The sequence below is a fragment of the Bordetella genomosp. 2 genome (assembly GCF_002261345.1).
Lineage (GTDB): Bacteria > Pseudomonadota > Gammaproteobacteria > Burkholderiales > Burkholderiaceae_B > Bordetella_A.
Genome location: NZ_NEVT01000008.1, coordinates 438,333 through 459,494, shown reverse-complemented (window position 1 = coordinate 459,494; position 21,162 = coordinate 438,333). Strand labels below are relative to the sequence as shown.

At 65.0% G+C, this 21,162-nt stretch carries 18 protein-coding genes; 10 read left to right on the top strand and 8 right to left on the bottom strand.

Annotation, left to right across the window (positions count from 1 at the left end; all coding sequences use genetic code 11):
• Nucleotides 1-21: 21 nt before the first annotated feature.
• The 3 genes from CAL24_RS21130 to CAL24_RS21120 form a co-directional block, all read right to left on the bottom strand.
• Nucleotides 22-2,613, bottom strand: coding sequence for a TonB-dependent hemoglobin/transferrin/lactoferrin family receptor (locus CAL24_RS21130; protein WP_094807815.1), 2,592 nt, complete (start codon nucleotides 2,611-2,613; stop codon nucleotides 22-24).
• Nucleotides 2,614-2,747: 134 nt separating this feature from the next.
• Entirely contained in the window at nucleotides 2,748-3,725 is a 978-nt protein-coding gene (locus CAL24_RS21125) for a FecR domain-containing protein (protein WP_283162980.1), read from the bottom strand.
• A complete protein-coding gene (locus CAL24_RS21120) occupies nucleotides 3,704-4,213 on the bottom strand; it encodes a sigma-70 family RNA polymerase sigma factor (RefSeq protein ID WP_028354967.1) in 510 nt (169 codons plus the stop codon). The genes CAL24_RS21125 and CAL24_RS21120 overlap by 22 nt, the downstream gene beginning before the upstream one ends.
• A gap of 126 nt (nucleotides 4,214-4,339) precedes the next feature.
• Here CAL24_RS21120 and CAL24_RS21115 point away from each other — a divergent pair, with 126 nt between their 5' ends.
• Entirely contained in the window at nucleotides 4,340-5,257 is a 918-nt protein-coding gene (locus tag CAL24_RS21115) for a LysR family transcriptional regulator (RefSeq protein WP_094807878.1), read from the top strand.
• An 18-nt stretch (nucleotides 5,258-5,275) separates the two neighbouring features.
• On the opposite strand, the gene CAL24_RS21110 is transcribed toward CAL24_RS21115, so the two are convergent.
• The 4 genes from CAL24_RS21110 to CAL24_RS21095 form a co-directional block, all read right to left on the bottom strand.
• Entirely contained in the window at nucleotides 5,276-6,265 is a 990-nt protein-coding gene (locus tag CAL24_RS21110; RefSeq protein ID WP_094807814.1) for a tripartite tricarboxylate transporter substrate binding protein, read from the bottom strand.
• An 81-nt stretch (nucleotides 6,266-6,346) separates the two neighbouring features.
• Nucleotides 6,347-7,420, bottom strand: coding sequence for a tartrate dehydrogenase (locus CAL24_RS21105; protein WP_094807813.1), 1,074 nt, complete (start codon nucleotides 7,418-7,420; stop codon nucleotides 6,347-6,349).
• Between the two features lie 83 nt (nucleotides 7,421-7,503).
• Nucleotides 7,504-8,397 (bottom strand): EamA family transporter, encoded by an 894-nt coding sequence (locus CAL24_RS21100; RefSeq protein ID WP_094807812.1) that lies wholly within the window; start codon nucleotides 8,395-8,397, stop codon nucleotides 7,504-7,506.
• Nucleotides 8,398-8,409: 12 nt separating this feature from the next.
• Nucleotides 8,410-9,027: a nitroreductase family protein gene (locus tag CAL24_RS21095; protein ID WP_094807811.1), complete on the bottom strand. Its 618-nt coding sequence runs from the start codon at nucleotides 9,025-9,027 to the stop codon at nucleotides 8,410-8,412.
• Between the two features lie 187 nt (nucleotides 9,028-9,214).
• Between CAL24_RS21095 and CAL24_RS21090 the strand changes: the two genes are divergently transcribed.
• The 4 genes from CAL24_RS21090 to CAL24_RS21075 all read left to right on the top strand — a co-directional run bounded on the left by CAL24_RS21090 (nucleotide 9,215) and on the right by CAL24_RS21075 (nucleotide 13,262).
• Nucleotides 9,215-10,117 carry a LysR family transcriptional regulator gene (locus tag CAL24_RS21090; protein WP_028354961.1) on the top strand — a complete coding sequence of 301 codons (903 nt, stop codon included), beginning with the start codon at nucleotides 9,215-9,217 and terminating at the stop codon, nucleotides 10,115-10,117.
• Nucleotides 10,118-10,179: 62 nt separating this feature from the next.
• Entirely contained in the window at nucleotides 10,180-11,889 is a 1,710-nt protein-coding gene (locus CAL24_RS21085; protein WP_170947137.1) for a PAS domain-containing hybrid sensor histidine kinase/response regulator, read from the top strand.
• 4 nt (nucleotides 11,890-11,893) lie between these two features.
• The gene (locus CAL24_RS21080) at nucleotides 11,894-12,520 is read left to right on the top strand and encodes a response regulator transcription factor (RefSeq protein WP_028354959.1); all 627 of its coding nucleotides are present in this window, start codon (nucleotides 11,894-11,896) and stop codon (nucleotides 12,518-12,520) included.
• A gap of 61 nt (nucleotides 12,521-12,581) precedes the next feature.
• On the top strand, nucleotides 12,582-13,262 hold the full coding sequence (locus CAL24_RS21075) for an Hpt domain-containing protein (RefSeq protein ID WP_028354958.1): 681 nt from the start codon (nucleotides 12,582-12,584) through the stop codon (nucleotides 13,260-13,262).
• 13 nt (nucleotides 13,263-13,275) lie between these two features.
• On the opposite strand, the gene CAL24_RS21070 is transcribed toward CAL24_RS21075, so the two are convergent.
• Nucleotides 13,276-15,114 carry an ATP-binding response regulator gene (locus CAL24_RS21070; RefSeq protein ID WP_094807809.1) on the bottom strand — a complete coding sequence of 613 codons (1,839 nt, stop codon included), beginning with the start codon at nucleotides 15,112-15,114 and terminating at the stop codon, nucleotides 13,276-13,278.
• 434 nt (nucleotides 15,115-15,548) lie between these two features.
• Here CAL24_RS21070 and CAL24_RS21065 point away from each other — a divergent pair, with 434 nt between their 5' ends.
• The 5 genes from CAL24_RS21065 to CAL24_RS21045 all read left to right on the top strand — a co-directional run bounded on the left by CAL24_RS21065 (nucleotide 15,549) and on the right by CAL24_RS21045 (nucleotide 21,042).
• Nucleotides 15,549-16,004 (top strand): hypothetical protein, encoded by a 456-nt coding sequence (locus tag CAL24_RS21065; protein WP_212591750.1) that lies wholly within the window; start codon nucleotides 15,549-15,551, stop codon nucleotides 16,002-16,004.
• Nucleotides 16,001-16,528, top strand: coding sequence for a fimbrial protein (locus CAL24_RS21060; protein ID WP_028354957.1), 528 nt, complete (start codon nucleotides 16,001-16,003; stop codon nucleotides 16,526-16,528). The genes CAL24_RS21065 and CAL24_RS21060 overlap by 4 nt, the downstream gene beginning before the upstream one ends.
• A gap of 109 nt (nucleotides 16,529-16,637) precedes the next feature.
• On the top strand, nucleotides 16,638-17,390 hold the full coding sequence (locus tag CAL24_RS21055) for a fimbrial biogenesis chaperone (RefSeq protein WP_094807808.1): 753 nt from the start codon (nucleotides 16,638-16,640) through the stop codon (nucleotides 17,388-17,390).
• A gap of 71 nt (nucleotides 17,391-17,461) precedes the next feature.
• Nucleotides 17,462-19,903: a fimbria/pilus outer membrane usher protein gene (locus CAL24_RS21050; RefSeq protein ID WP_094807807.1), complete on the top strand. Its 2,442-nt coding sequence runs from the start codon at nucleotides 17,462-17,464 to the stop codon at nucleotides 19,901-19,903.
• The gene (locus CAL24_RS21045) at nucleotides 19,888-21,042 is read left to right on the top strand and encodes a fimbrial protein (RefSeq protein ID WP_081760443.1); all 1,155 of its coding nucleotides are present in this window, start codon (nucleotides 19,888-19,890) and stop codon (nucleotides 21,040-21,042) included. The genes CAL24_RS21050 and CAL24_RS21045 overlap by 16 nt, the downstream gene beginning before the upstream one ends.
• Nucleotides 21,043-21,162 lie beyond the last annotated feature (120 nt).

Genomic DNA, 21,162 nt, shown 5'->3' with positions numbered 1-21,162 from the left:
CGCGGCGTGCCGGCCCGTGGGTCAGTATTGATAGGTTAATGAAATGCGCACGCTGCGGCCAGGTTCGGTGTACCAGTCTACCGGACGCGGCAGCGCCACTGCGCCGGCGGTGGGCACGTTGATGGCCTCCCAGTATTTCTTGTCGAACAGGTTGAAGATGCCGGCGCGCACTTGCAGCCCTCGCACGGCGGCGGGTTTCCAGTACGCCATCAGGTCCATCACGCCGTAGCCGGGGACGCGGAAATCCGGGTGGGGCGCTTCCGGCGCGGCGTCCGGATATTCGACCTTGTTGCGGCGCGCCGCCGCGGTCAGCAGGGCATCCACGCCCCACTGTTCGCGCTCGTAGCCCAGGCCCAGGATGGCCTTGAGCGGCGGCACCGAGTTCAGGTATTGGTCGGTGTCCTGGTCCCTGCCCACCGTCCATGCAAGCGAACCCCAGGCGCGCCAGCCCGGCGCGAAGCGCCAGTGAGCCGAGGCCTCCGCGCCGTAGATGCGCACGCGCGCGCGGTTGACCGCGCCGGTGACGCCCAGCGGGTACTGGCCGGTCCAGCTGTCCTGCCACTGCGGCGAACCGGCCGTCAACGGCACCTGCTTGTCGATGAAGTCCTGGTAGCGCGTGTCGAACAGCGACAGCGCGCCGCCCAACTGCTCGTCGCCGAGGCGCGCCCCCAGCTCCCAGCCGCGGCTCGTTTCCGGCTTCAGGTCCGGATTGCCCACCCGCAGGTAGGTGCCGGGGCCGCCGTAGTTGGTGTACAGCTCGGTGGCGGTTGGCGCTTTGTAGCCGTAGGCGTACTGCGCGTACAGGGTCACCTGCTCGCGCGCTTTCCAGGTGCCCAGCAGGCGCGGCGAGAAGCGCCCGCCGCTCGATGATGGCGGCAGCCCGTCGGCGTTGGGATTGCTGCCGTAGCTGTCGGTGGACTGCGGCTTCTGCTCGTAGTGGTCGTAGCGCAGCGCGGGCGTCAGCGTGTAGCGCCCGTCGGCAAAGCCGATCTCGTTCTGGGCCCACACGGCCCACTGGCTGCCCTTGACGCGCGGCATGTCGGCCTGGTTGCTGTGCAGCATGTCGCAAGCGCGCGGCCCGAACCGCGCCGGCAAGCCGGGCGGCAGCTCGGGGCAGTTGTCATAGCCGTCCGAATACTGTTCCGTGCGGTTGCCCACCCATTCCGCGCCCAGCGTCCACAACTGCGACACCGTCCCGTCGATGCGCCGGGTGGCTTCGCCGTTCACGCCGAACAGCGTCTCCTGGATGGAGTTGTCGCGGCCATAGGGACCGTTGGGGTAGCCGTAGCGCATCGGGTCGCCCGGGATGATGAAAGCGCGCGAGTCCACCCGGCGCACGCCATCGAGCCCCTTGTCCAGGCGCAGGCGCTGCCAGTACAGCACCGCGCGGGCGCTGTCGATCGGCGCGCCCGCGTGCGGCGCGCGGTACTCGTAGTCCAGCGACACCCGCTCGCGGCGGATCTTCTCGCTGGCCGTGTTCTCTCCCGTCAGGTAGCTGGTGTCCGGGCCTTGCTCGTACTTGCTGTCGCTGTCGGAATCGAAGTCGAAGTACTCGCCGGTCAGCCCCAGGCGGTGTCCGCCGTCGAAGCGCTGCTGCAGCTTCAGCAGCACGTTGCGCTGGGTGTAGTGTTCCGGGTCGGGGCGGTCGCGCTCCGGACCGTAGCCGCCGTGGCTTGCCCGGTTGTCCAGGGCGTGGCCCTTGCGCACGCCGGCCTGCAGCAGCCAGGCGGTGCCGGACGGCAAGCGTCCGGCCAGGGCGGCATTGGCGGCGCGGCTGGTGTCGGCGGAATCATAGTCGCCCTTGAGCAGCGCGCCGAAGTCGCGCCCGTCGCGCAGCAGGTCGTCCGGGTCCAGGGTGCGCAGTTCGGCCGCCCCGCCCAGCGCGCCCGACCCGACCGAAGCGGAGTCGGCGCCCCGCACGATATCCAGGCGTGACAAGGCATTGAAGTCCACCGCGTTCAAGCCGCCCTTCACGCCGCGCGCGCCGTCGTCCAGCCACGGCAGCCGGATGCCGTCGATGCGCGTGGCGACGCGGTCGCCGTCCAACCCGCGGATATTGATGCTGTTGTTCTGCCGATTGAACCCCACGCCGGCATCCAGGCGCTTGCCCAGGTCGCTCCAGTCGCGCACATGCATCGCGTCCAGATCCTGTCGCGTGGTCGTGCGCGCCCAGGCGGGCTCGATGTCCGGGGCGTCGGCCTGGACGGTGACCGGCGCAAGCTGGGTGACGGCGGCGTCCTGCGGCAGCAGCACGAATGCATTGACGCCGCGCTCGCGGGCCACCAGGCCGCTGCCGTCCAGCAGGCGCCGCAATGCCTCGTCCACGGCATACGCGCCTTGCAGGCCGGCGCTGCGGCGTCCGCGCACCGCTTCAGGCTGGAACAGCACGGTGACTCCCGCCTGGTCGGCAAAGCGCGCCAGGGCCTGGCCCAGGTCGCCGGCCGGCACCTGGTAGCCGCGCAGCGGCGCATCCGCCGCCGGCTGCGCCCGGACCTGGCCGGTCGCCGTTCCCGGGCCGCCGGCCAGGCCCAGGGCGAGCAGCGCGCCCGCCAGCGCGGTGCGGCGCGGGCGCGGCGGCATCGTGAAGAACAAAGAAGCATGCGTAGAAGCCATGAGGTACCTTGGAGAGCAGGTTCAACGGCAACCGGCAGGGGGTTGCCTCTACTCTCCATGACCCGCATCGCGGCCGGACCGGACACGCCGGCGCGGATTTTCTGTTTATTTTCTTGACGGCCGTCCGCATCGGCTCATGCCTCGTCCGCGGGACCCAGCGTGACCCAATATGGCGTCACATAGCGCACCCGCACCGGCAGCAGCGCCGGCAGCGCCTGCAGTACGCCATCGGTGTTGGCCAGCTGGAATGTGCCCGAGATGCGTAGCGCCGCCACTGCCGGGTCGCAGCGCACCACGCCCGGGCGGTAGCGGTCCAGCTCGGCGGCGAAGGCGTCCAGCCGCATGGCGTCGGCGTGCAGCAGGCCGCGCAGCCAGGCGGGGCCGCGCGGATCGGCGCTGCGCCATGGATAGACCGTGCTGGCGTCGAATTCCGCCTGCTGGCCGGCGCGCAGCGATACGGGACGCGCGTCGGCCCGCGCCGGCCGCAGTTCCACCTGGCCCGTCGTCACTTCCACCTGGCAGCGGTGCGCCTGCAGCCGCAACGCGAAGCGGGCGGCATGCGCGGACACCCCGCCGAGGCGGGTGAGCACCTGCAGCGGCAGGTCCGGCCCGGCGGCTTCGACGTAGATCTCGCCTTCGCGCAGCCACACGGCATGGGCGGTCGCGCTGAAATCCACATCCACCGCGGTGGCCGTGTTCAACACCAGCCGCGAGCCGTCGGCCAGCCGCAAGTCGCGTCTTTGTCCGGCCGCGCTGCGATGATCGGCGCGCCACGACGCCGGCGCCGCTTGCCACGCGCCCCAGGCCGCCGGCGCCATCATCAAGGCCACCAGTGTCTTCAGCGTGGCGCGCCGCCCCTTGGCGGCGGGCCGGCCCAGCGTCGCCATGCCCAAGGCCGGCGGAATCAGCCCCAGCGCGCGGCTGATCGCCTGCGCGCGCTGCCAGGCCCGCTCGTTCTCGGCGCTACGGGCGCGCCAGCAGTCGCAGGCGCGCACATCGGCCGCGCTTGCCTGGCCCGATTGCAGCCGCATCAGCCAGCGCGCGGCCGCGCGCGCGGCTTCGCGGTCCAGCGGCGGCTCGCCGCCGGCCTCTACGGCGTCGCCAGGATGCACTGCTCGTAGCCTTGCACGATGTAGCGCTGCACGGTGCGCACCGAAACGCCCAGGCGCCGGGCGATCTCGTCGTACGCCAGCCGCTCCAGCTGCGCCAGCAGGAAGGCCTGGCGCACGCGCGGCGACAAGGCGTGCAGCAACGCGTCGATCTGGTGCAGGGTTTCCAGGATCAGCAGCCGCTGCTCCGGGGACGGCGCCTGCGGCTCGGGCAGGGCGGCCAGCGCTTCCAGGTAGGCGCGTTCCAGCGAGCGGCGCCGGTAGTGGTTCGACAGCAGGCGCTTGGCGATGGTGGTCAGGTAGGCGCGCGGTTCGCGCACCGTGGCCAGCTCGGCGCGATGGCGCAGCACCCGCACAAAGGTGTCGTGCATCAAGTCGGCGGCATCGCAGGCATTGCCCAGCTTGTGCCGCAGCCAGCCGTCCAGCCAGCCATGATGATCACGGTAAAGGCCGTGGACGGCGTCATGCGGCGCGGGCAGGGAGGTCGACATGGCGCAATATCGTAATAGAAATGAAAACCGCTCTCATTCTAAATAATCCGCGCGCGGATGCAAACTCCGGTTACGCGCGGGCCGCTGCGCTACTATGGCCGCCATCCCCGCACAATGCCGAATGCCATGGGCCAGTCCCAAGAATTGCAGTTGCTGGTCGAGCTGGTGCGCGCCGGCAGTTTTTCGGCGGCCGCGCGCGAGATGGGCGTGACCACCGCGGCGGTCAGCAAGCGCCTGGCGCAGATCGAGGACCGCCTGGGCGTGCGCCTGCTCAATCGCAATACGCGGCGCATCAGCCTGACCGCCGAGGGCGAGCTGTACCTGGACAATGCCCGCCGCATACTCAGCGACATCGAGCACCTGGACCAGCTCATCGCCAGCCGCCAGGCGCAGCCGCGCGGGCTGCTCAAGGTCAACGCGCCGCTGGGTTTCGGCCGTACCTATATCGCCCCGGCGGTGGCCCTGTTCTCGCGCCGCTATCCCGATGTCGGGGTGCAACTGGAACTCACCGACGCGCCGGTCGACGTCGTGCAGGACGGGTTCGACGTGGCTATCCGCTTCGGCGACATTCCGGGCTCGCGCCTGATCGCGCGGCAGATCGCGCCGAACCGCCGCCTGGTGTGCGCGTCGCCGGACTACCTGAAGGCCCATGGCCGCCCGCAGACTCCGCAGGACCTGGCGCGGCACCAGTGCATCGTGCTGCGGCAGAACGAGGACACCTACGGGCTATGGCGCTTCATGAAGGACGGCCACAGCGAGACCATCAAGGTGCGCGGCCATCTCAGCAGCAACGACGGCGAGGTCACGCTGACCTGGGGGCTGGCCGGGCTGGGCATCCTGCAGCGCGCCGAATGGGACCTGGCGCGCTACCTGCGCTCCGGTCGGCTGGAACTGCTGCTCGAAGACTACGCCTTGCCGCCCGCCGATATCCACGCCGTGTTTCCCGAGCGCAATCATCTGTCGGCCAAGGTGCGCGTCTTCATTGATTTCCTGGTCGACTATTTCCGCGACCGGCGGCAGGGCGGCGAGGCCGCCGCCTGGTAGCCGCCGGCGCGGGGCCGTTCAGTTGATCGCCACGTTGGCCTGCTTGACCAGCCGGGCATAGCGTTCCGTGTCTTCCTTGATCTGCTGCGCCATGTGCGCGCTGCTGTCGCCGATCGGCACGGCGCCGATCTCCGCCATGCGCTGGCCGAACCCCGGCGACTTGATGATCTTCACCATTTCCGCGTTCAGGCGCGCCACCACGTCCGGCGGCGTGGCGGCGGGCGCCAGCACGCCGAACCAGGTGCCCATGTTGAAGCCCTGCAGGCCGGCCTCCTGCAGCGTGGGCACCTCGGGCAGCGCCGCCGAACGCTGATCGGTGGTCACCGCCAGGGCGCGCAGCTTGCCGGATTTCACGTGCGCCAGCACCGGCGTGATGGTGTCGAACGACATGTCGATCTGCCCGCCCAGCAGGTCGGTGGTCAGCGGCCCGCTGCCCTTGTACGGCACGTGCAGCAGCTTGACGCCGCCCATGTCCTGGAACTGCGCGCCGATCAGGTGCTGGCCGGTGCCCATGCCGTTCGAGCCGAAGGTCAGCTTGCCCGGCTCCTGGCGCGCCAGCGCCAGCAGTTCCTGCACGTTCTGCGCCGGCACCCGCGGGTTCACCACCAGGATATTGGGCACTAGCGCCACGGTGGTCACGGGCGTGAAATCCTTCTGGAAGTCATATTGCAGGCCGCGGTACACGCTGGTGGCGATGGTGTGGTGCACCGCGCCCATCAGCAGCACGTAGCCGTCCGCGGGCGCCTTGGCCACGTAGTCCGCGCCCAGCGTGGCGCCGGCCCCGGGCTTGTTCTCGACCACCACCGGCTGCCCCAGGCTCTTGGCCAGTTCCTGCCCCAGCGCACGCGCCAGCACGTCGGTAGTCCCGCCGGCCGGAAACGGCACCACCAGGTTGACGGGACGGTTCGGATACGGTTGCGCGGCCGCGCCGGCCGCCATGGCCAGTCCCGCGGCGCACAGCGCGCCAGCCAGCAGGCGGCGCATGCCGCTTGGTTGCTTCTTCTCCATGATGTCTCCTCTTTTCTTGTCGAATAGTCTTGGTGCAGTCGGACGGTTTCTGACTCCCCGCGGGAGGTATCGCGGCGGGTGTCAGACACCTTCATTAAGGTAGCGGCAGACCGCGTCCGTCACCTGCGCCGTGGTGGCGCGGCCGCCCAGGTCGCCGGTATGCAGCGCGGGATCGGCGGTAGCGCGCTCCACGGCCTGCATCATGCGGGCGGCGGCCGACCGTTCGCCCAGATGCTCCAGCAGCATCACGACCGACCAGAAGGTGCCGATCGGGTTGGCCAGCCCCTTGCCCATGATGTCGAACGCCGACCCGTGGATCGGCTCGAACATCGACGGAAAGCGGCGCTCCGGGTCGATGTTGCCGGTGGGCGCGATGCCGAGGCTGCCGGCCAGCGCGGCGGCCAGGTCGCTCAGGATGTCGGCGTGCAGGTTGGTGGCCACGATGGTGTCCAGCGAGGCCGGCCGGTTCACCATGCGCGCCGTGGCCGCGTCGACCAGTTCCTTGTCCCACGCCACATCGGGGAATTCACGGCTGATTTCCAGCGCGATCTCGTCCCACATCACCATGGCGTGGCGCTGCGCGTTCGACTTCGTCACCACGGTCAGCTGCTTGCGCGGCCGCGACTGCGCCAGCCGGAACGCGAAGCGCAGGATGCGCTCGACCCCGGCGCGCGTCATCATCGACACGTCGGTGGCGGCCTCGATCGGCAGGCCCTGGTGCACGCGGCCGCCCACTCCGGAATACTCGCCTTCCGAGTTCTCGCGCACGATCACCCAGTCCAGGTCGCCGGGTCCGCAGCGCTTGAGCGGCGCATCGATGCCGGGCAGGATGCGCGTCGGCCGCACATTGGCGTACTGGTCCAGGCCCTGGCAGATCTTCAGCCGCAGCCCCCACAGCGTGACGTGGTCGGGAATGTCCGGGTCGCCCGCCGAGCCGAACAAGATCGCGTCCTGGCCGCGCAGCAGGTCCAGCCCGTCGGCGGGCATCATCACGCCATGGCGGCGGTAGTAGTCGCCGCCCCAGTCGAAGTCCTGGAACGCGAAGGCGAACGAGCCGTCGGCCTCGGCCAGCGCCTGCATGGCCTGGCGGCCCGCGGGGATGACTTCCTTGCCGATGCCGTCGCCCGGGATGGTCGCGATGCGGTATGTCTTCATGTGCCTGACTCCCGCCGGCGCCAGCCGCCGGCTTGTTGTCGGGCACTGTACCCAGCGCGATGCCGCGCCGGGCGCCGCGCAAGTCAAAGCTTTTTCAACTTCAGGTTAACGGTGGCGGGCCGGTCCGCCACGCCCTGCTGGACCCGCTGCACCAGCCACACGCTGCCGATCACGACGGCCATGCCGGCGATCTGCCATCCGTTCAGGCGCTCGCCGAGCAGGCCCCAGCCCAGCATTACCGCGGTCAGCGGACTCAGGAAACCGAGCGAAGCGACCACCGTGGGCCCCAGCCGGGCCAGGCCGCGGAACCACAGCGCGTACGTGAATGCGCCGCCGATCACCGCCAGATACGCGAAGCCGCTCAGGTGCGCCAGCGTCAGGCTGGGCAGCGCCGGCTCCAGCCACCAGGCGAACGGCGCCAGCACCAGGCCGCCGGCCACCAGTTGCCAGGCCGCGAAAGCCAGCGGCGGCACCGGCGGCTGCCAGCGGCGGCTCAGCACCGTGCCCAGCGCCATCGCCACTGCGCCCACCAGGCCGGCGGCAATGCCGACGGGATCGAGCGCGGCCTCGGGCGTCAGCACCAGCAGCGCCACGCCGCCCATGCCGGCCAGGGCCGCGATGACCGACAGCGCGCGTATCGGCGTGCCCAGCAGCGCCCTGGCCAGCACGATGACGATGAGTGTCTGGATCGATCCCAGCGTGGCCGCCACGCCGCCCGGCAGGCGGTACGCGGTGACGAACAGCATGGCCCAGAATATCGAGAAGTTCAGCGTTCCCAGCAGCGCCGCCCGCAGCCACCAGACTCCTTGCGGCAGCCGGCGCGCCCACAGCAACAGCAGCAGCCCGGCGGGCAGGGCGCGCAGCATGGCGACCGTCAACGGATAGCCGGCCGGCAGCAGCCCCGTGGTGATGATGTAGGTGCTGCCCCAGATGGCGGGGGCGAGGGCGGTGGCCAGCACGTCGGCGCTGCGGCTCATGGTCTTTCCTTGTCAGACAACTTGCAGCACTTGGGCGAGCGGCCGGCGTGGCTTTTGTGGCCAGTTGCCGGTAGAAGGGCGACCCACCGCCACTAACATTATTGGCAACTCGTCGCCGGCAAGGCCGAACTCGTTCGCCACGCCGGCGGAGTCGAAGCCGCTCATCGGGCACGATGCCAGATCCAGCGCCTGGGCCGCCAGCATCAGCGTCGCCGCGCCCAACGTAGCACTGCGCACGGCTTCGTCGCGCTGCTGTTGGGGCGAGCCTTCATATAGCTCGCGGGCGGCCTGTATCCAGGCACGGGCCATTCGGCATGGCATCAGTCCTGCATCGATGGAGGGTTGCAGCCGTTCTTCGAGCACGTCGTGACGTGCCAAGGCTCCCACGACAATGAAGGTGGTGGCGGCGTCGTGCACTTTTCGCTGACCCCAGGCCAGCGCACACAGGCGCGTTTTCGCCGCGGCTGAGCGTACGGCAATGAAGCGCCAGTTTTGCAGGTTGAACGCGGAGGGGGCGCGCGTGGCCAGCCCGACAAGCCGCTCGATCAGGGGCACCGGCATTTGATATGTGGAATCAAAGAAATTGGCCGACATCCTTTGTTCGATGGCGGTGATAAGGGGGTTCTCCATCAGTCTTGTACTCCTTGAAGTGGGTAGCATCCCGGTGGACTCGCAACAATGTGCAGAGTGCTTCCGGCGATGCAACAAAAAGGATTGAGTCCGTTTTCTGGACGCCGTCGTGCAAGGCTAATTGAGCTACCTATAATTGATAATTAGCTACTTAATTGATGCACTATTCACTAATGGTGAATAATTTATGGATCATCTCACTGCACTGCGAGTCTTTCGCCGGGTAGTCGAACTAACCAGCTTCGCTCACGCTGCACGACAGCTGGGACTGTCGCCTGCGGCTGTCAGCAAGAATGTCGGCGAGCTCGAGGCCCATCTGCAGGTGCGGCTCCTCAATCGCACTACCCGACGCATGAGCCTTACGGAGGCCGGCGCTCTGTATTACGACCAGATCGTCCGCATCCTCGACGATCTCGACGAGGCTGGCCGCTCACTAGGGCCCATGCAGTCCCGGCCCAGCGGCGTGCTGCGTGTCAGTGCACCCATGTCGCTGACCCTCATTGGGCTGTCCGAGGCCATTCCCCGCTTTTTGCGGGCTTATCCTGATTTATCCCTGGATCTGCATCTGGATGATCGTCGCGTGGACATTGTCCGGGAAGGCTTTGACCTGGCAATTCGCGGCAGCGACCGCCTCGAAGACTCCAACCTGGTTGCGCGCCGGCTCACGTTGTTGACCCACGTGCTGTGTGGGGCTCCGTCGTATTTCGAAGAGCATGGCGTGCCTGCTAGTCCGGAAGAGCTGCAGGCGCATAACTGCATTCGCTTCAGCCTGTCGGGCCATGCCGACGAGTGGGTGTTCGAGCGTGCCGGGCAAAGCGTACGGGTCGCCATCAGGGGCCGTTATCGTGTCAACTCCAGCCTCGCCGTGCGCGATGCGCTAAGGGCCGGCTTTGGCGTCAGCCTGATTCCTCTCACCTACGTTCGGCAAGACCTGGCCGAGGGCCGGCTGCGTACCGTGCTCGACGACTGGTCGATGGTTGGAACCTACATCTACGCGGTATATCCCTCGCGCCGGCATGTGGCGGCCAAGGTGCGCGCCTTCGTCGAATTCATCGTCGACGAACTGGCGCAGCATCCCGCTATATGCTGAGTTGGCCCATCGTTGTACGCTACTCTCATTCGCGCCCATACGACGCTTTGGGAGGCTTGACGATGGCCAACCCAACCCAGGCCGCCTGGACGGTCATATTCGGGCTGCTCCTGCCCATTGGCTTGGTTACCGTGATGGCACTGCTGCTCGATCGCTCGAAACGGCGGCGTGAGCATGCTGCGCTTCAGAGGCACGCCTCCGAGATCCAGCATGCTATCGACAGCATTACTAAGGCGATGCCAGTGGCGCTATTCCATTTGCGGCTGGATGCTGAGCGCCGCCAGTATTTTCCCTACGTGACCGGCCGCACGGAAGTTTTCATAGGCCTGCCCGCCGAGGAGATTATGGCCAACGGCGCTCGTTGGCATGAGTGCGTGTTCGACGAAGACCGGCCCATGATCAGCCAAGCTATCGAACGATCCATCGCCGACTCCAGTCCCATCCTGATCGATGTACGCGTTCGCCACGATGAGGAATCCGCTTGGATCCGTCTGGGCACGGGGCGGCCGGAACAGAATGCCGATGGTTCAGTCAGCTGGAAAGGCTATTGGGTCGATACCACCGCTGAACATGAGCAGGCGCAGGCACTGGCGCAGGCCAAATCCGCAGCCGAAGCCAGCGCCGCAGCCAAAGCCCGTTTCCTCGCGGCCATGAGCCACGAAATCCGTACCCCGCTGGCCACGCTGATCGGCGCGCTGGATCTCTTGCGCGACACCGCGCTGGATCCATTCCAGCGCAACCAATTCGACCAGGCGGACAATGCTGCCCGCCTGCTGATGGAAATCATTGGCGATATCCTTGATTTCTCACGGCTGGAAGCGGGCAACGCCAAGCCGGAATCCGTGCCGTTTGAACTGCCCGTTCTACTTGAAGAGGTCCTACGGGTATTCGATGCCCAGGTACGCCGCAAACAACTCGAACTTTCCCTCGATATCGATGGTCGGATAGCACCTTGGCTGCTCGGCGACCCTGTCCGCATAAAACAGATTGCCCTCAATCTGCTCGGCAATGCGGTCAAGTTCACGGCGCGAGGCAGCATCGTCGTTTCCGTGCGGATCGATTCCCTTCTCAGTGCCGATCCGCAATGGATTGTCCTGTCAGTGACCGATACCGGTATTGGTATCCCCGAATCAGTTCAAAGCCAGTTGTTCCAGCCGTTCACGCAGGCCGACGTGTCGATTGCCCGTCAGTACGGGGGCAGCGGGCTGGGTTTGGCAGTCTGCCGCCAATTGGCTGAGCTCCTGGGGGGGACCATCCGGTTCCGCAGTACTCTGGGAATGGGCAGCACATTTGAAGTACGCCTACCGCTGAGGGTTGCCACGATACCGATCGACAAGGCAGCTGGATCACCGGAAATCGCCGCTGCCATGCTGTCGGAGCCGCTGGGCCAAACCGCCGCCATGCAGGCGCGGATCCTGATAGTTGACGATCACGAGCCCTATCGAATCATCCTCCGGCAATTGGTGATCAAGGCAGGGTTCGAATGCGATGCCGTTGCTGACGGCGCCCAGGCCCTGGTTGCGTTGGCCAATCGGTCCTACGCTATGTTGTTCACCGATCTTGGCATGGCCGGAATGGATGGCTGCGAGCTGGCCCGTCGTGTACGTGCGCAGGAGACCGATAGCGGGCGTCGCTTGCCCATCATCATGCTGACCGCCCATCTCGGTGCCGACGAGATGCAGCGTTGTCGCGACGCCGATATCGACGACCACCTGATCAAGCCCGTCACTGCCGAGACCTTGCGGCAGTGCATCGAAAAATGGATAAACTAGTTTCGTGACCACCGTACTCATCGTCGACGACCATCCTTCCCTACGGTTGGTGCTGAGGCAGCATTTGTCTCAGATTCTCGGTGTGACTGGCATTCTTGAAGCCGGTAATGGCCAGGATGCCATTCAGGCAGTGCGTGAGCATGCCCCCGGCCTGATTGTCCTGGACATCGACCTGCCGAGGATGAACGGCCTGGAGGCCATCCCGCGCATGAAGGCGCTGCAACCCCATGTTCGCATCCTGGTAATTTCAGGGCAGGATCCGATTGTCTTTGCCCCGCGCGTCAAGGCCGCCGGAGGGCAGGGTTACATCAGCAAGGCTCAGGAGATGCCCGAAATCGTTCGTGCTGTAGAAGCGGTCATGGCGGGCTACACCATTTTCCCCGACATAGACCGATCGCAGCGCGTCGCGGGCAGACCCGCCGGGGCCTACGCGCTTGACGGGCTGTCCAACAAGGAATTGATCGTCATGCAGATGCTCGTGCGTGGGATGTCCAATAAAGAAATTGCCGACGCACTCTACATCAGCAACAAGACTGTCAGTACCTACAAGACGCGGCTCATGAACAAGCTCGGTGTCAGGTCGCTGGTGGAGCTGGTTGATTTCGCCCGAAAACAGGATGCCGCTCGCTGAATCCTCGTGGTTCTATTTGCCGGTTGCCTGAGTCAAATACCCTGCCGATATTCATCCATTTATGCACAATGCCCTGGTTATTTCGCGCATCCCCGGCTGGGCCGCTGGCAGCGGGCTGTCTGATGCGCTCTCCTGGTTGAGCCTTGCCGTGTGCGAATCTGTTGGTTTCGACGACGTGCCGAAAGATCCGCTGGCATATGCCGTCGCTATTGTCCGCCTAGCGCCGGGAGATCCGCCTCCTACGGCAGCCCAATGGAGGGACGCCGGGTTATCCGATGCCATTCAACTTGTTGTCGGCAGCGCTTCAGATAACACTGCGTACATCGGGAGAGTCCTGCCCGAACCCATTACGGAAGGCGTCATTGCCACCGCGCTAGCCAATTCGGGCTATTTGCTGCCGTTGCCCGGCGAATGTCCGGCCATTGGTCAGCACATCAGCGGGTTGGTCGAGGGAGATACCGCGATCATCGCGCAGCTCGTAGCCAGCCTCATAGACACCACATCGGCCGACCTGCTTTGCTTCAAACAAGCCTGTGCCGCCCAGCATTGGCAAGAAGTTCGCGCCCGTGCCCATCGCATCAAGGGCACCGCGCATATGGCGGGAACGGCCTCGCTGGCTAGGCTTAGCCAACGCATCGAGGTCCTGGCAGAACAGCAGCAGGCGGATACCCTGCGGGCCCTACATGCCATTTATGTGCCAGCCGTCGAGCGCGTGCTGGCGGTGTTGGCGGCGCTGAAATGACTTGGGGGCGCGCCTAGCGCTGATCGGATCCGGGCCGCGGCAAATGGGCATGTAGCGCCTCGCGCAGATCGGCAATGCTGACCGGCTTTATCAGCACCGCATTCATGCCGGCTGCCAGCGCACGCTTGACGTCAGTTTCCTGTGCGCCAGCCGTGTATGCCAGGACCGGGATGGCGGCATTGGCGCCAGGCCGGGCGCGCAGCGCCTGGGTGAACGCAAAGCCATCCATTTCTGGCATGGCGCAATCGCAGATCACCAACTGGAATGGTTGCTTCGCGGCGGCGGCCAGCGCCTGTAAGCCATCCTCGGCGCATACCACCTTGTGTCCCAGCTTGTGCAACTGAAACTGGATCAGCAGGCGATTGGACGGTTGGTCGTCCACCACCAGGATGGGTAGGTCATCCTGGGCGGCATCCACGTTTGGATCGGTGGGTGCCGATGCCTGGGTCGCTTGCAGGGCAGTACTCGAAACCACTGGCAAGGGGAGGCGCGTGACGACCCGCGTGCCGTGACCCAACTTGCTTTCAATGCGTATGACACCTCCCATTTTGTCGACCAGGCGCTTGCAGATGGAGAGTCCGAGGCCTGCGCCGTGATCGCCGATTTCGGGGTGCTCCTGGACGAAAGGTTCGAACAAGGCCGGCAGGGTCTTGCGCGAGATGCCGATGCCTGTATCGCTGACCGTGAACTCGACCCACTGGTGCCGCCTTTTCTCCGGCGTGGCTTTCACCTCGAGCCGGATATGGCCCTGCCTGGTGAAGCGCACGGCATTCGAAACGACGTTGTTGAGCACCTGCTTGAGACGCAAGGGATCAACCAAATGCATCGGCGCAACGGATGGCGCGACCGTGGCCTCCAGTACGACCCCATTGCTGTGCGCCACGGGGGAGAACACGCCTGCGACTTCGTGCACGACCTCGCGTAGAGATGCGGAGCATGGCTGCAGCTGGAACTTGCCTGCCTCCATCTTGGATAGGTCGAGTAGATCGCCGATCAGCGACAGCAATGAGCGAGCCGCCTGTAGCGCCATTTCGAGTTGCTGGCGTGCATGTGCGGGGAGGGCGGTCTGCAGAAGGGTCAGTTCCAACATGCCCATGATGGCATTCATGGGCGTGCGGATATCGTGGCTGACCGATGCGAGAAAGGTGGATTTGGCACGGTTGGCGGCTTCCGCTCGGTCGCGTGCATCGGCCAGATCGGCCAGCGCCCGATGGCGATCGGTGACGTCGATCCATCCGCCGACGACGCCGGCCACTCCGGCCGACGCGTCACGCAGCGGCGCGATCCAGTGTCGCAAGGCCATTCTTTTTCCCTGGGCCGTCAGCGTGCGATCCTGGATGAGCGGTTCGCCTGTTTCCATGACTTGCAGGTAATCGCGGCGGAGGGATTCGATGTCCGAAGTGCTGGTTCCCATGACCCCGGAAATGGCTTCAAGCGGAGAGTTCCTCAGGGCGCCACGTGTTTTCCTGCATGCCGACTGGTACTTGCTGTTGCATACGGTGAGATTCAGCTGGCGATCGCGCAGATAGACCGGCATAGGGATCGCATCCAGAACGGCGAGTTGCATCTTCATCAGGGCTTTCAGCGTCTGTACCGAACGCCGCTCCTGGCGCAGCGCGCCGTACAGCATGATCAGAACGCATACGAGGCCCGCCAGCACGATTAGAAGCACTATAGAGAAGGGCGGGGACAGCCACCAGGCCTGACTTCCCATTGCCGGTATCTCTGGTGGCATCCCGGCCATCGGCATAGTGGGGAAAAGAACGGCGGTGGCCGCGAAGGAGAGGTCCCACCTGCGGCGCCCACGCGGTGATTGTTGGATCGAAATTGATGCGGAGTACAGGATGGTCACTACCTATAGTTCGTTTCATGGCCCAGCGATTCGAATTGCCGTCGGCGTCGCTGTGTTCGAGACATTACGCATTGCAGATGCCATGGAAAAGAACGCGGTCAAAGAATAGGACGGAAGCATCCTTGCATTCTCCTGCCGGCCCTCAACGCCACTTTGCCTACATTTAATACGCGTACCGGGGCTCTGCTCCGGGCAAGCAAGCCATCTAACGAAACTACCCATGACCATTGTGTCAAGGAAGCGGGAAGATTCTCATCGAGATGTAGGAAATTTCCTATTGGTCCACGTCGTTGAGGAAGTCCAAAAGGCAGGTCGTCTTGGCTTGTTGGGCTGTGACCCCTGCTGTTTACTACCGTCACTTGCTTTCATTTGCCGGCGTCGGTCGATGGCATGCAAGCCGTGTCTTGTACGGATCAAACTCACTGAGCTAATTGATGGGAAAACTGGGGGTGTGGGTCGGTTACGACCAGAAGATCGTGTGCAACGAGTTGCGTCGTCAGAACCTGATTTCGTTCGAAGACTGGGTTCTCGACGCGAGTCATTGCGCGCAAGCCTTTACGCCGATTACCTACCTGGGCTACCGCCTGTGGGCGAACCCATGTTCCCGGCTGATGCTCAGGTATCCGTTGCTGGCACGGGGTCTAGCCCGCGCGGTTCGCTGGATGGCGGCAGACCTGAAATACCGGAAAGGCGTCAGCCACCATCGCCACTTGCGGGGCTGGTTGATACGGTGCTGTGTTTTCTGGCCAAGCAACTGGCTGCTCGGCTCCGGAGTCTTTCTGTCGCTATCCGCGGTTCGCCGGTTGTCCGGCAAGCCGGGTAGCTCGTTCTTCGGTCACCAGCGGTCGCGCATTTCTTCTACAACGTTCTACTTGGGTTCTAAACCATGAAAAAGAAGGTCCTCAGTATCCTGGTCGCCGGATGTCTCGGCACGATGGCAGGGGCGGCTGTCGCCGATAGCGGCAATATCTCCTTCGTCGGCGAGATCACCACGTCGGCTTGCTCCATCGGCGGTGGCCAACTCGGCGCCAACATGGTCGTGCCGATGGGCAGCATCTCGAACAACGTCTTTACCGGCGTGGGCTCCAAGGGGCCCGAGACCGAGTTCGAGATCAGCCTGCTCGGTTGCGACACGACGGTTTCCAGCGCCGCGGCATTCACCTTCCGGCCGGGCGCCGGCAGCATCGTCGACGGTCGTCTGCTGAGCCTGGAGAACGGCGCTGGTGCCCAGGGCGTAGCCGTGGGTCTGGCCGACAGCGCCGGGCCGATCACCATCGGTACGGCGACGAGCCCGTACAACCTCGTCGATGGCACGAACGTTCTGCGGTTCAAGGCGTATTACGAAGCGGTCAACAGCACCGTCACTGCTGGTCCCGCCAACGCCCGGGCGGTGTTCGAGGTGACGTACTCGTAGTACCACTGGCGTTACCCCAAGGGCCGGGCGAGTCTGTCCGGCCCCCCCCTTCCTGTTTATTCACAACGGCATATCGGCAGGCCATGGTGCCGACCGTGTGATTGCCACCATGAAAAATCTCATCGGACATCTACTGCTGGCCTCCGCCGCGATCACCGGAATGGCAGGCGGTGCCGCGCAAGCTGCCATTCAGCTTTCGAGCACCCGCGTAATCATGAATGAGGGTGAGCGGCATGCCTCCGTTTTCGCCAAGAACCTGTCGAACGATTCCTATGTTGTCCAGGCCTGGATCGACGGCGAAGCCGAGGAAATGGATACGCCATTCTTCATCACTCCACCGCTGAGCCGTTTCGATGGCGGGGTGGAGCGCAGGCTGGACATCACCCGCGTGGCGGAAAAAGGCCTGCCGGGTGACCGCGAATCCTATTACTGGATCAATGTCCTTGAAATTCCTCAGAAAAAAGAGGCCGGGCCGAACAACCTGGTCTTGACCACTCGCACCCGGATCAAATTGTTATATCGCCCCGCCGCCATTCAAAAAATGCCACGCGGCGAAGGTCAACTCAAATGGGCCTGGAGTCGCAACGGGCAGGCTTGCACGTTGTCGATCGACAATACATCTGCCTACACGGTCAATTTCGCTCGCATCGACATCCCCGGGGAGGCGCCGGGATTCGGTCGCACGGTCATTGCCAGGCCGCTTGATATCACCCGCATCCCGCTGGGCAAGTGTCCGGCGGCACAGACCTTCAGCCTGACGCCGAGTGTCGTCAATGATTACGGCGTGCTCGAGGTCTGGCCGCGGGTGGCTGTGCCACCGCAGGGTGCCTCCGACGACACCGCTGGGGCGCATGCACGATGACCCCGGTTCGTCTCCTGGGCGGGCCTGCGGGGGCAGGCATCGCTGCTGCGCTCTGCCTGGCGCTACCCGCCATGAGCAATGCGCAATCGCAGGCAGAAGCCATGGTATTCGACGAAACCTTCCTGCATCGCAACCGCAATCAGCAGGGAGCGGATTTATCCGTCTTTGCCTTTTCCAACCGGGTGCTGCCTGGCGTGCGGTCGGTCGTCCTGCAACTCAATGGCCAGACGTTAGGCATGCGCGAGATCGAATTCGTCGAGGGATCTGCACACGAAGATGCGCAGCCATGCCTGTCCGTATCGGCGTTGCGCGAACTGGGCGTAAAGGTACAGGCTTTCCCGGGCCTGGAACAACTCCAAGACGCCGACTGCGCGCGCACTCTTGGCCATATTCCTGCCGCCAGGGTGACCTACGACCAGGACAAGAATGTAATGAACCTGTCCATTCCTCAAGCCGCCCTGGATCGCAAGGCGCGAGGCGTGGTGCCGGCCCACTTGTGGGATCCGGGAACGACCGCGCTATGGTCATCCTATCGGCTGTCGTACAACCGGTCCAGCTTTTCCAGCATGCAGGGAAGGCATACCAACGACACGTACTACGCCAGCTTCCGGAACGGGCTGAACCTTGGCGCCTGGCGGCTGCGGGGCAATGAAACCTATTACGACAATGGCTACGATACAGGCTGGGACTGGTCCGACCTGTACATGGAGCGCGACATTGCCGCATGGCGCGGGCGGTTGCGCATGGGGGACAGCACGACGCCAGGGAATGTCTTCACGTCGGTCCGCTTCCGAGGGGCGCAGATCCAGTCCGACGACGGCATGCTCCCCGACAGCCAGCGCGGCTACGCGCCGGTGGTCCGTGGCGTAGCGGCGGGCAACGCCAAGGTGACCGTACGCCAGCAAAGCCATGCCATTTACACGACCTTCGTGCCTGCAGGACCGTTCGAGATAGACGATCTGTATTCAACGCCGGGCGGCGGCGACCTCGAGGTCGAGATAGAAGAACTGGGCGGCCGGACCACCCGCTACTTCCAGCCGTTTTCGGCGTTGCCCGCGATGTTGCGGGAAGGTATCTGGAACTACAGCGCCATGGTGGGAGAGCACCGCCACAACTACGATACCAACCGTCCGCTGATGGGCCAGGTGACGCTGGCGTATGGGTTGCCCTATGGCTTGACGGGCTATGGCGGCTGGACCAGCGCCCAGGGCGGCTACCATGCGGGCGCCCTGGGAGTGGCCGCGAACCTGCGCGCGCTGGGCGCGTTGTCGGTCGATGTCACGAGCTCCCGTTCCCGTAGCCTGGCCGGCAATACCCTGACTGGCAGCGCCGCGCGCGTGCAGTATTCGAAGTTCTTCCCCGGTACCGGCACGGACTTCACCCTGGCCAGCTACCGCTACCACTCGGGCGGCTATCGCAGCCTGGACGACGCGATCCGCGAACGTGCCGGCAAGCGGGAGCACCACGGCTTCGATCGGGAGCACGAATACCAGCTGTCAGTGTCGCAGCGGCTGGACCGCTACGGATCAATCTCCCTCAGCTATTACGGCATTGCCTATCGAAACCCCTCGGGCAACGCAACGTACGCGCAGCTGGGCTATTCGAGCTCGATTGGCCGGGTAGGCTATTCGCTGAACTATGCGATCAGCCGCAGCCCCTGGCAGTCGCGTGAGTCTACTGTGATGTTGAGCCTCAATATCCCGCTCGGCGGCAGCCACAGCGCCAGCTATACGATGAACCGGACCCGTAGCGACGGAATCAGCCATGGCGTCAGCCTCAACGGAGCCATGCTCGACGACTACTCCCTGACCTATGCCTTGCAGGCCGGTTCGGGCCGCGGGGACAACGGCCATAGCGGCGCCACGGGATACGGGGCGATCGGATACGCGTCGCCGGTGGGGACGGCCAACCTCAGCCATGCCTATTCGCGCGACACTTCCAACACATACGCCGATTTCAGCGGCGCCATACTGCTGGATGGTAAAGGCGTGCTGCTCGGCCAGTCGCTGGGCGAAACCGCCATCATCGTCGAGGCGCCCGGCGCTGCCGGGGTGGGGGTCGACGCGCGGCCAGGCGTGCGCACCAACGCCGAGGGGCGCGCGCTCATCCCCTACGCCAATCCGTACCGGGAAAACCGCATTTCGCTGGCATCCGACTACCAGACCGACGATGCGTACCTGAAACAGACCGTACAGACCGTCGTGCCGACCCGCGGCGCCATCGTCGTGGCCAGGTTCGATACCGAAATCGGCCGCACGGTGCTGATCGTGCTGCGGGACGCTGCCGGTATGGAATTGCCGTTCGGCGCCATCGTCTATGCGGACGACGGCGAGCGGCGCGGCATCGTCGGTCCGGTGGGCAGGGTCTGGCTGACCGGCCTGGAAGGAACCCGGCGCTTTTCCGTGAGATGGGGGGCATCCGGCGCGGAGCAGTGTAGTTTCGAGATCGATGCGTCGACACTCGGCGACGCGGCCGGCCGGACCGGCAAGGAGGTGAGATGCGTCGGATCATGACGAGGCGCGGCTACGGCCTGCCGAGCCGGTTTCGCCAGGGCTGGCGGTATGCCTGGCACATATGCGCGCTGCTCGCAGGTTTTGCCTGGAGTTCGTCGGCCCAGGCGGCGTGCCAGCAGAATCCCGGCGGCACGGCACCCAGCGGGCAGGCTTACGACCGATACAACAGTACGCTCTTTCAGGTGGCCGTCCGGCCGCAGCAAACGACCATTGCCTTGCCGCCGCGCGTAACGGCCGGCGAGCTGTTGTTTTCCACGCAGGAGACGCCGCTTCCGTTTCTTGGTGACACCCGGTCTCAGGGACAAGCGGCGCCGGTGTATGGTTGCCCGGCTGGAACGATCGAACGATTCGACGGCAACGGCGCGCTGATGGGCAATAATCTGTATGCGACCGGCGTACCCGGCATCGGCTACCGCGTCTATTACTACATCAGCGATACGGACAGCCGGCCCGCGCCGGTGGAGTACGCCAACCCGTACAAGGCTGGCGTAATGGTGTTCCCGTTCAATGGGGCTCATCAGCTGGGCACTAATCTCCGGACGCGCATCGATTTCATCGCGACTGGCGATGCTATCGTTCCCGGAACGATCAGCGCTGGCTCGATCTTCGGGCGGGCTTCGCTGACGGGCGGCGGGGCCATTTCCACTGCACCGCTGTACCGCGTATTCCTGGCGGAAAGCATCCGGATTACGCCGCCCACCTGCAGCGTCAGCAATAGCGCCGCCTTGACTGTCCAGCTTCCGGGGCTTCCGGTACACATGCTGCAACGCGGCGAAGGCATGGGTATTACGACCGCCAACCTGGAGCTCGCCTGCAGCTCGCCGAGCGATGTGTCGCCCAGCATCAAAATCACGCCGACCAACCCCGTCACCGGTTATCCGGCCACGCTGAGCAACCTGGAAACGGGTTCGCAGAGTGCGCGCGGCGTCGGCATCCAGGTTTGGCTGGCAGACCCGGTAACCGGCCAGTATCGCCACGCGCGCTTCGGGGAAGTGGAAAACGGCATGGGCGCCTCGCTCGAAGGACTGCCTTCCAGCCGCTGGTTGTTCCGCGTCGGCGCCAGCTATCTCCAGGTCGAGCCGACCGTGACCGCCGGTAAGGTGCGTGCCGGCGCCGTCCTGACTTTCACCTATAACTGACATGTCAAGCATATCGACCCTGCTTCCGCCGCTGCCACCCGTATCTCTGCCGGAGCCCGCGCTGCTGAGAGAAAAGCTGGCCTCCATCATCGCCGCGACATGCCGCTGCGAGTCAGCCCC

Excerpts from the sequence above, each read along its gene's own strand:
- CAL24_RS21130 (WP_094807815.1), bottom strand. The coding sequence starts at position 2,613 with ATGGCTTCTACGCATGCTTCTTTGTTCTTCACGATGCCGCCGCGCCCG.
- CAL24_RS21120 (WP_028354967.1), bottom strand. The coding sequence starts at position 4,213 with ATGTCGACCTCCCTGCCCGCGCCGCATGACGCCGTCCACGGCCTTTAC.
- CAL24_RS21115 (WP_094807878.1), top strand. The coding sequence starts at position 4,340 with ATGGGCCAGTCCCAAGAATTGCAGTTGCTGGTCGAGCTGGTGCGCGCC.
- CAL24_RS21110 (WP_094807814.1), bottom strand. The coding sequence starts at position 6,265 with ATGGAGAAGAAGCAACCAAGCGGCATGCGCCGCCTGCTGGCTGGCGCG.
- CAL24_RS21105 (WP_094807813.1), bottom strand. The coding sequence starts at position 7,420 with ATGAAGACATACCGCATCGCGACCATCCCGGGCGACGGCATCGGCAAG.
- CAL24_RS21100 (WP_094807812.1), bottom strand. The coding sequence starts at position 8,397 with ATGAGCCGCAGCGCCGACGTGCTGGCCACCGCCCTCGCCCCCGCCATC.
- CAL24_RS21095 (WP_094807811.1), bottom strand. The coding sequence starts at position 9,027 with ATGGAGAACCCCCTTATCACCGCCATCGAACAAAGGATGTCGGCCAAT.
- CAL24_RS21090 (WP_028354961.1), top strand. The coding sequence starts at position 9,215 with ATGGATCATCTCACTGCACTGCGAGTCTTTCGCCGGGTAGTCGAACTA.
- CAL24_RS21085 (WP_170947137.1), top strand. The coding sequence starts at position 10,180 with ATGGCCAACCCAACCCAGGCCGCCTGGACGGTCATATTCGGGCTGCTC.
- CAL24_RS21075 (WP_028354958.1), top strand. The coding sequence starts at position 12,582 with ATGCACAATGCCCTGGTTATTTCGCGCATCCCCGGCTGGGCCGCTGGC.
- CAL24_RS21065 (WP_212591750.1), top strand. The coding sequence starts at position 15,549 with ATGGGAAAACTGGGGGTGTGGGTCGGTTACGACCAGAAGATCGTGTGC.
- CAL24_RS21060 (WP_028354957.1), top strand. The coding sequence starts at position 16,001 with ATGAAAAAGAAGGTCCTCAGTATCCTGGTCGCCGGATGTCTCGGCACG.
- CAL24_RS21055 (WP_094807808.1), top strand. The coding sequence starts at position 16,638 with ATGAAAAATCTCATCGGACATCTACTGCTGGCCTCCGCCGCGATCACC.
- CAL24_RS21050 (WP_094807807.1), top strand. The coding sequence starts at position 17,462 with ATGAGCAATGCGCAATCGCAGGCAGAAGCCATGGTATTCGACGAAACC.
- CAL24_RS21045 (WP_081760443.1), top strand. The coding sequence starts at position 19,888 with ATGCGTCGGATCATGACGAGGCGCGGCTACGGCCTGCCGAGCCGGTTT.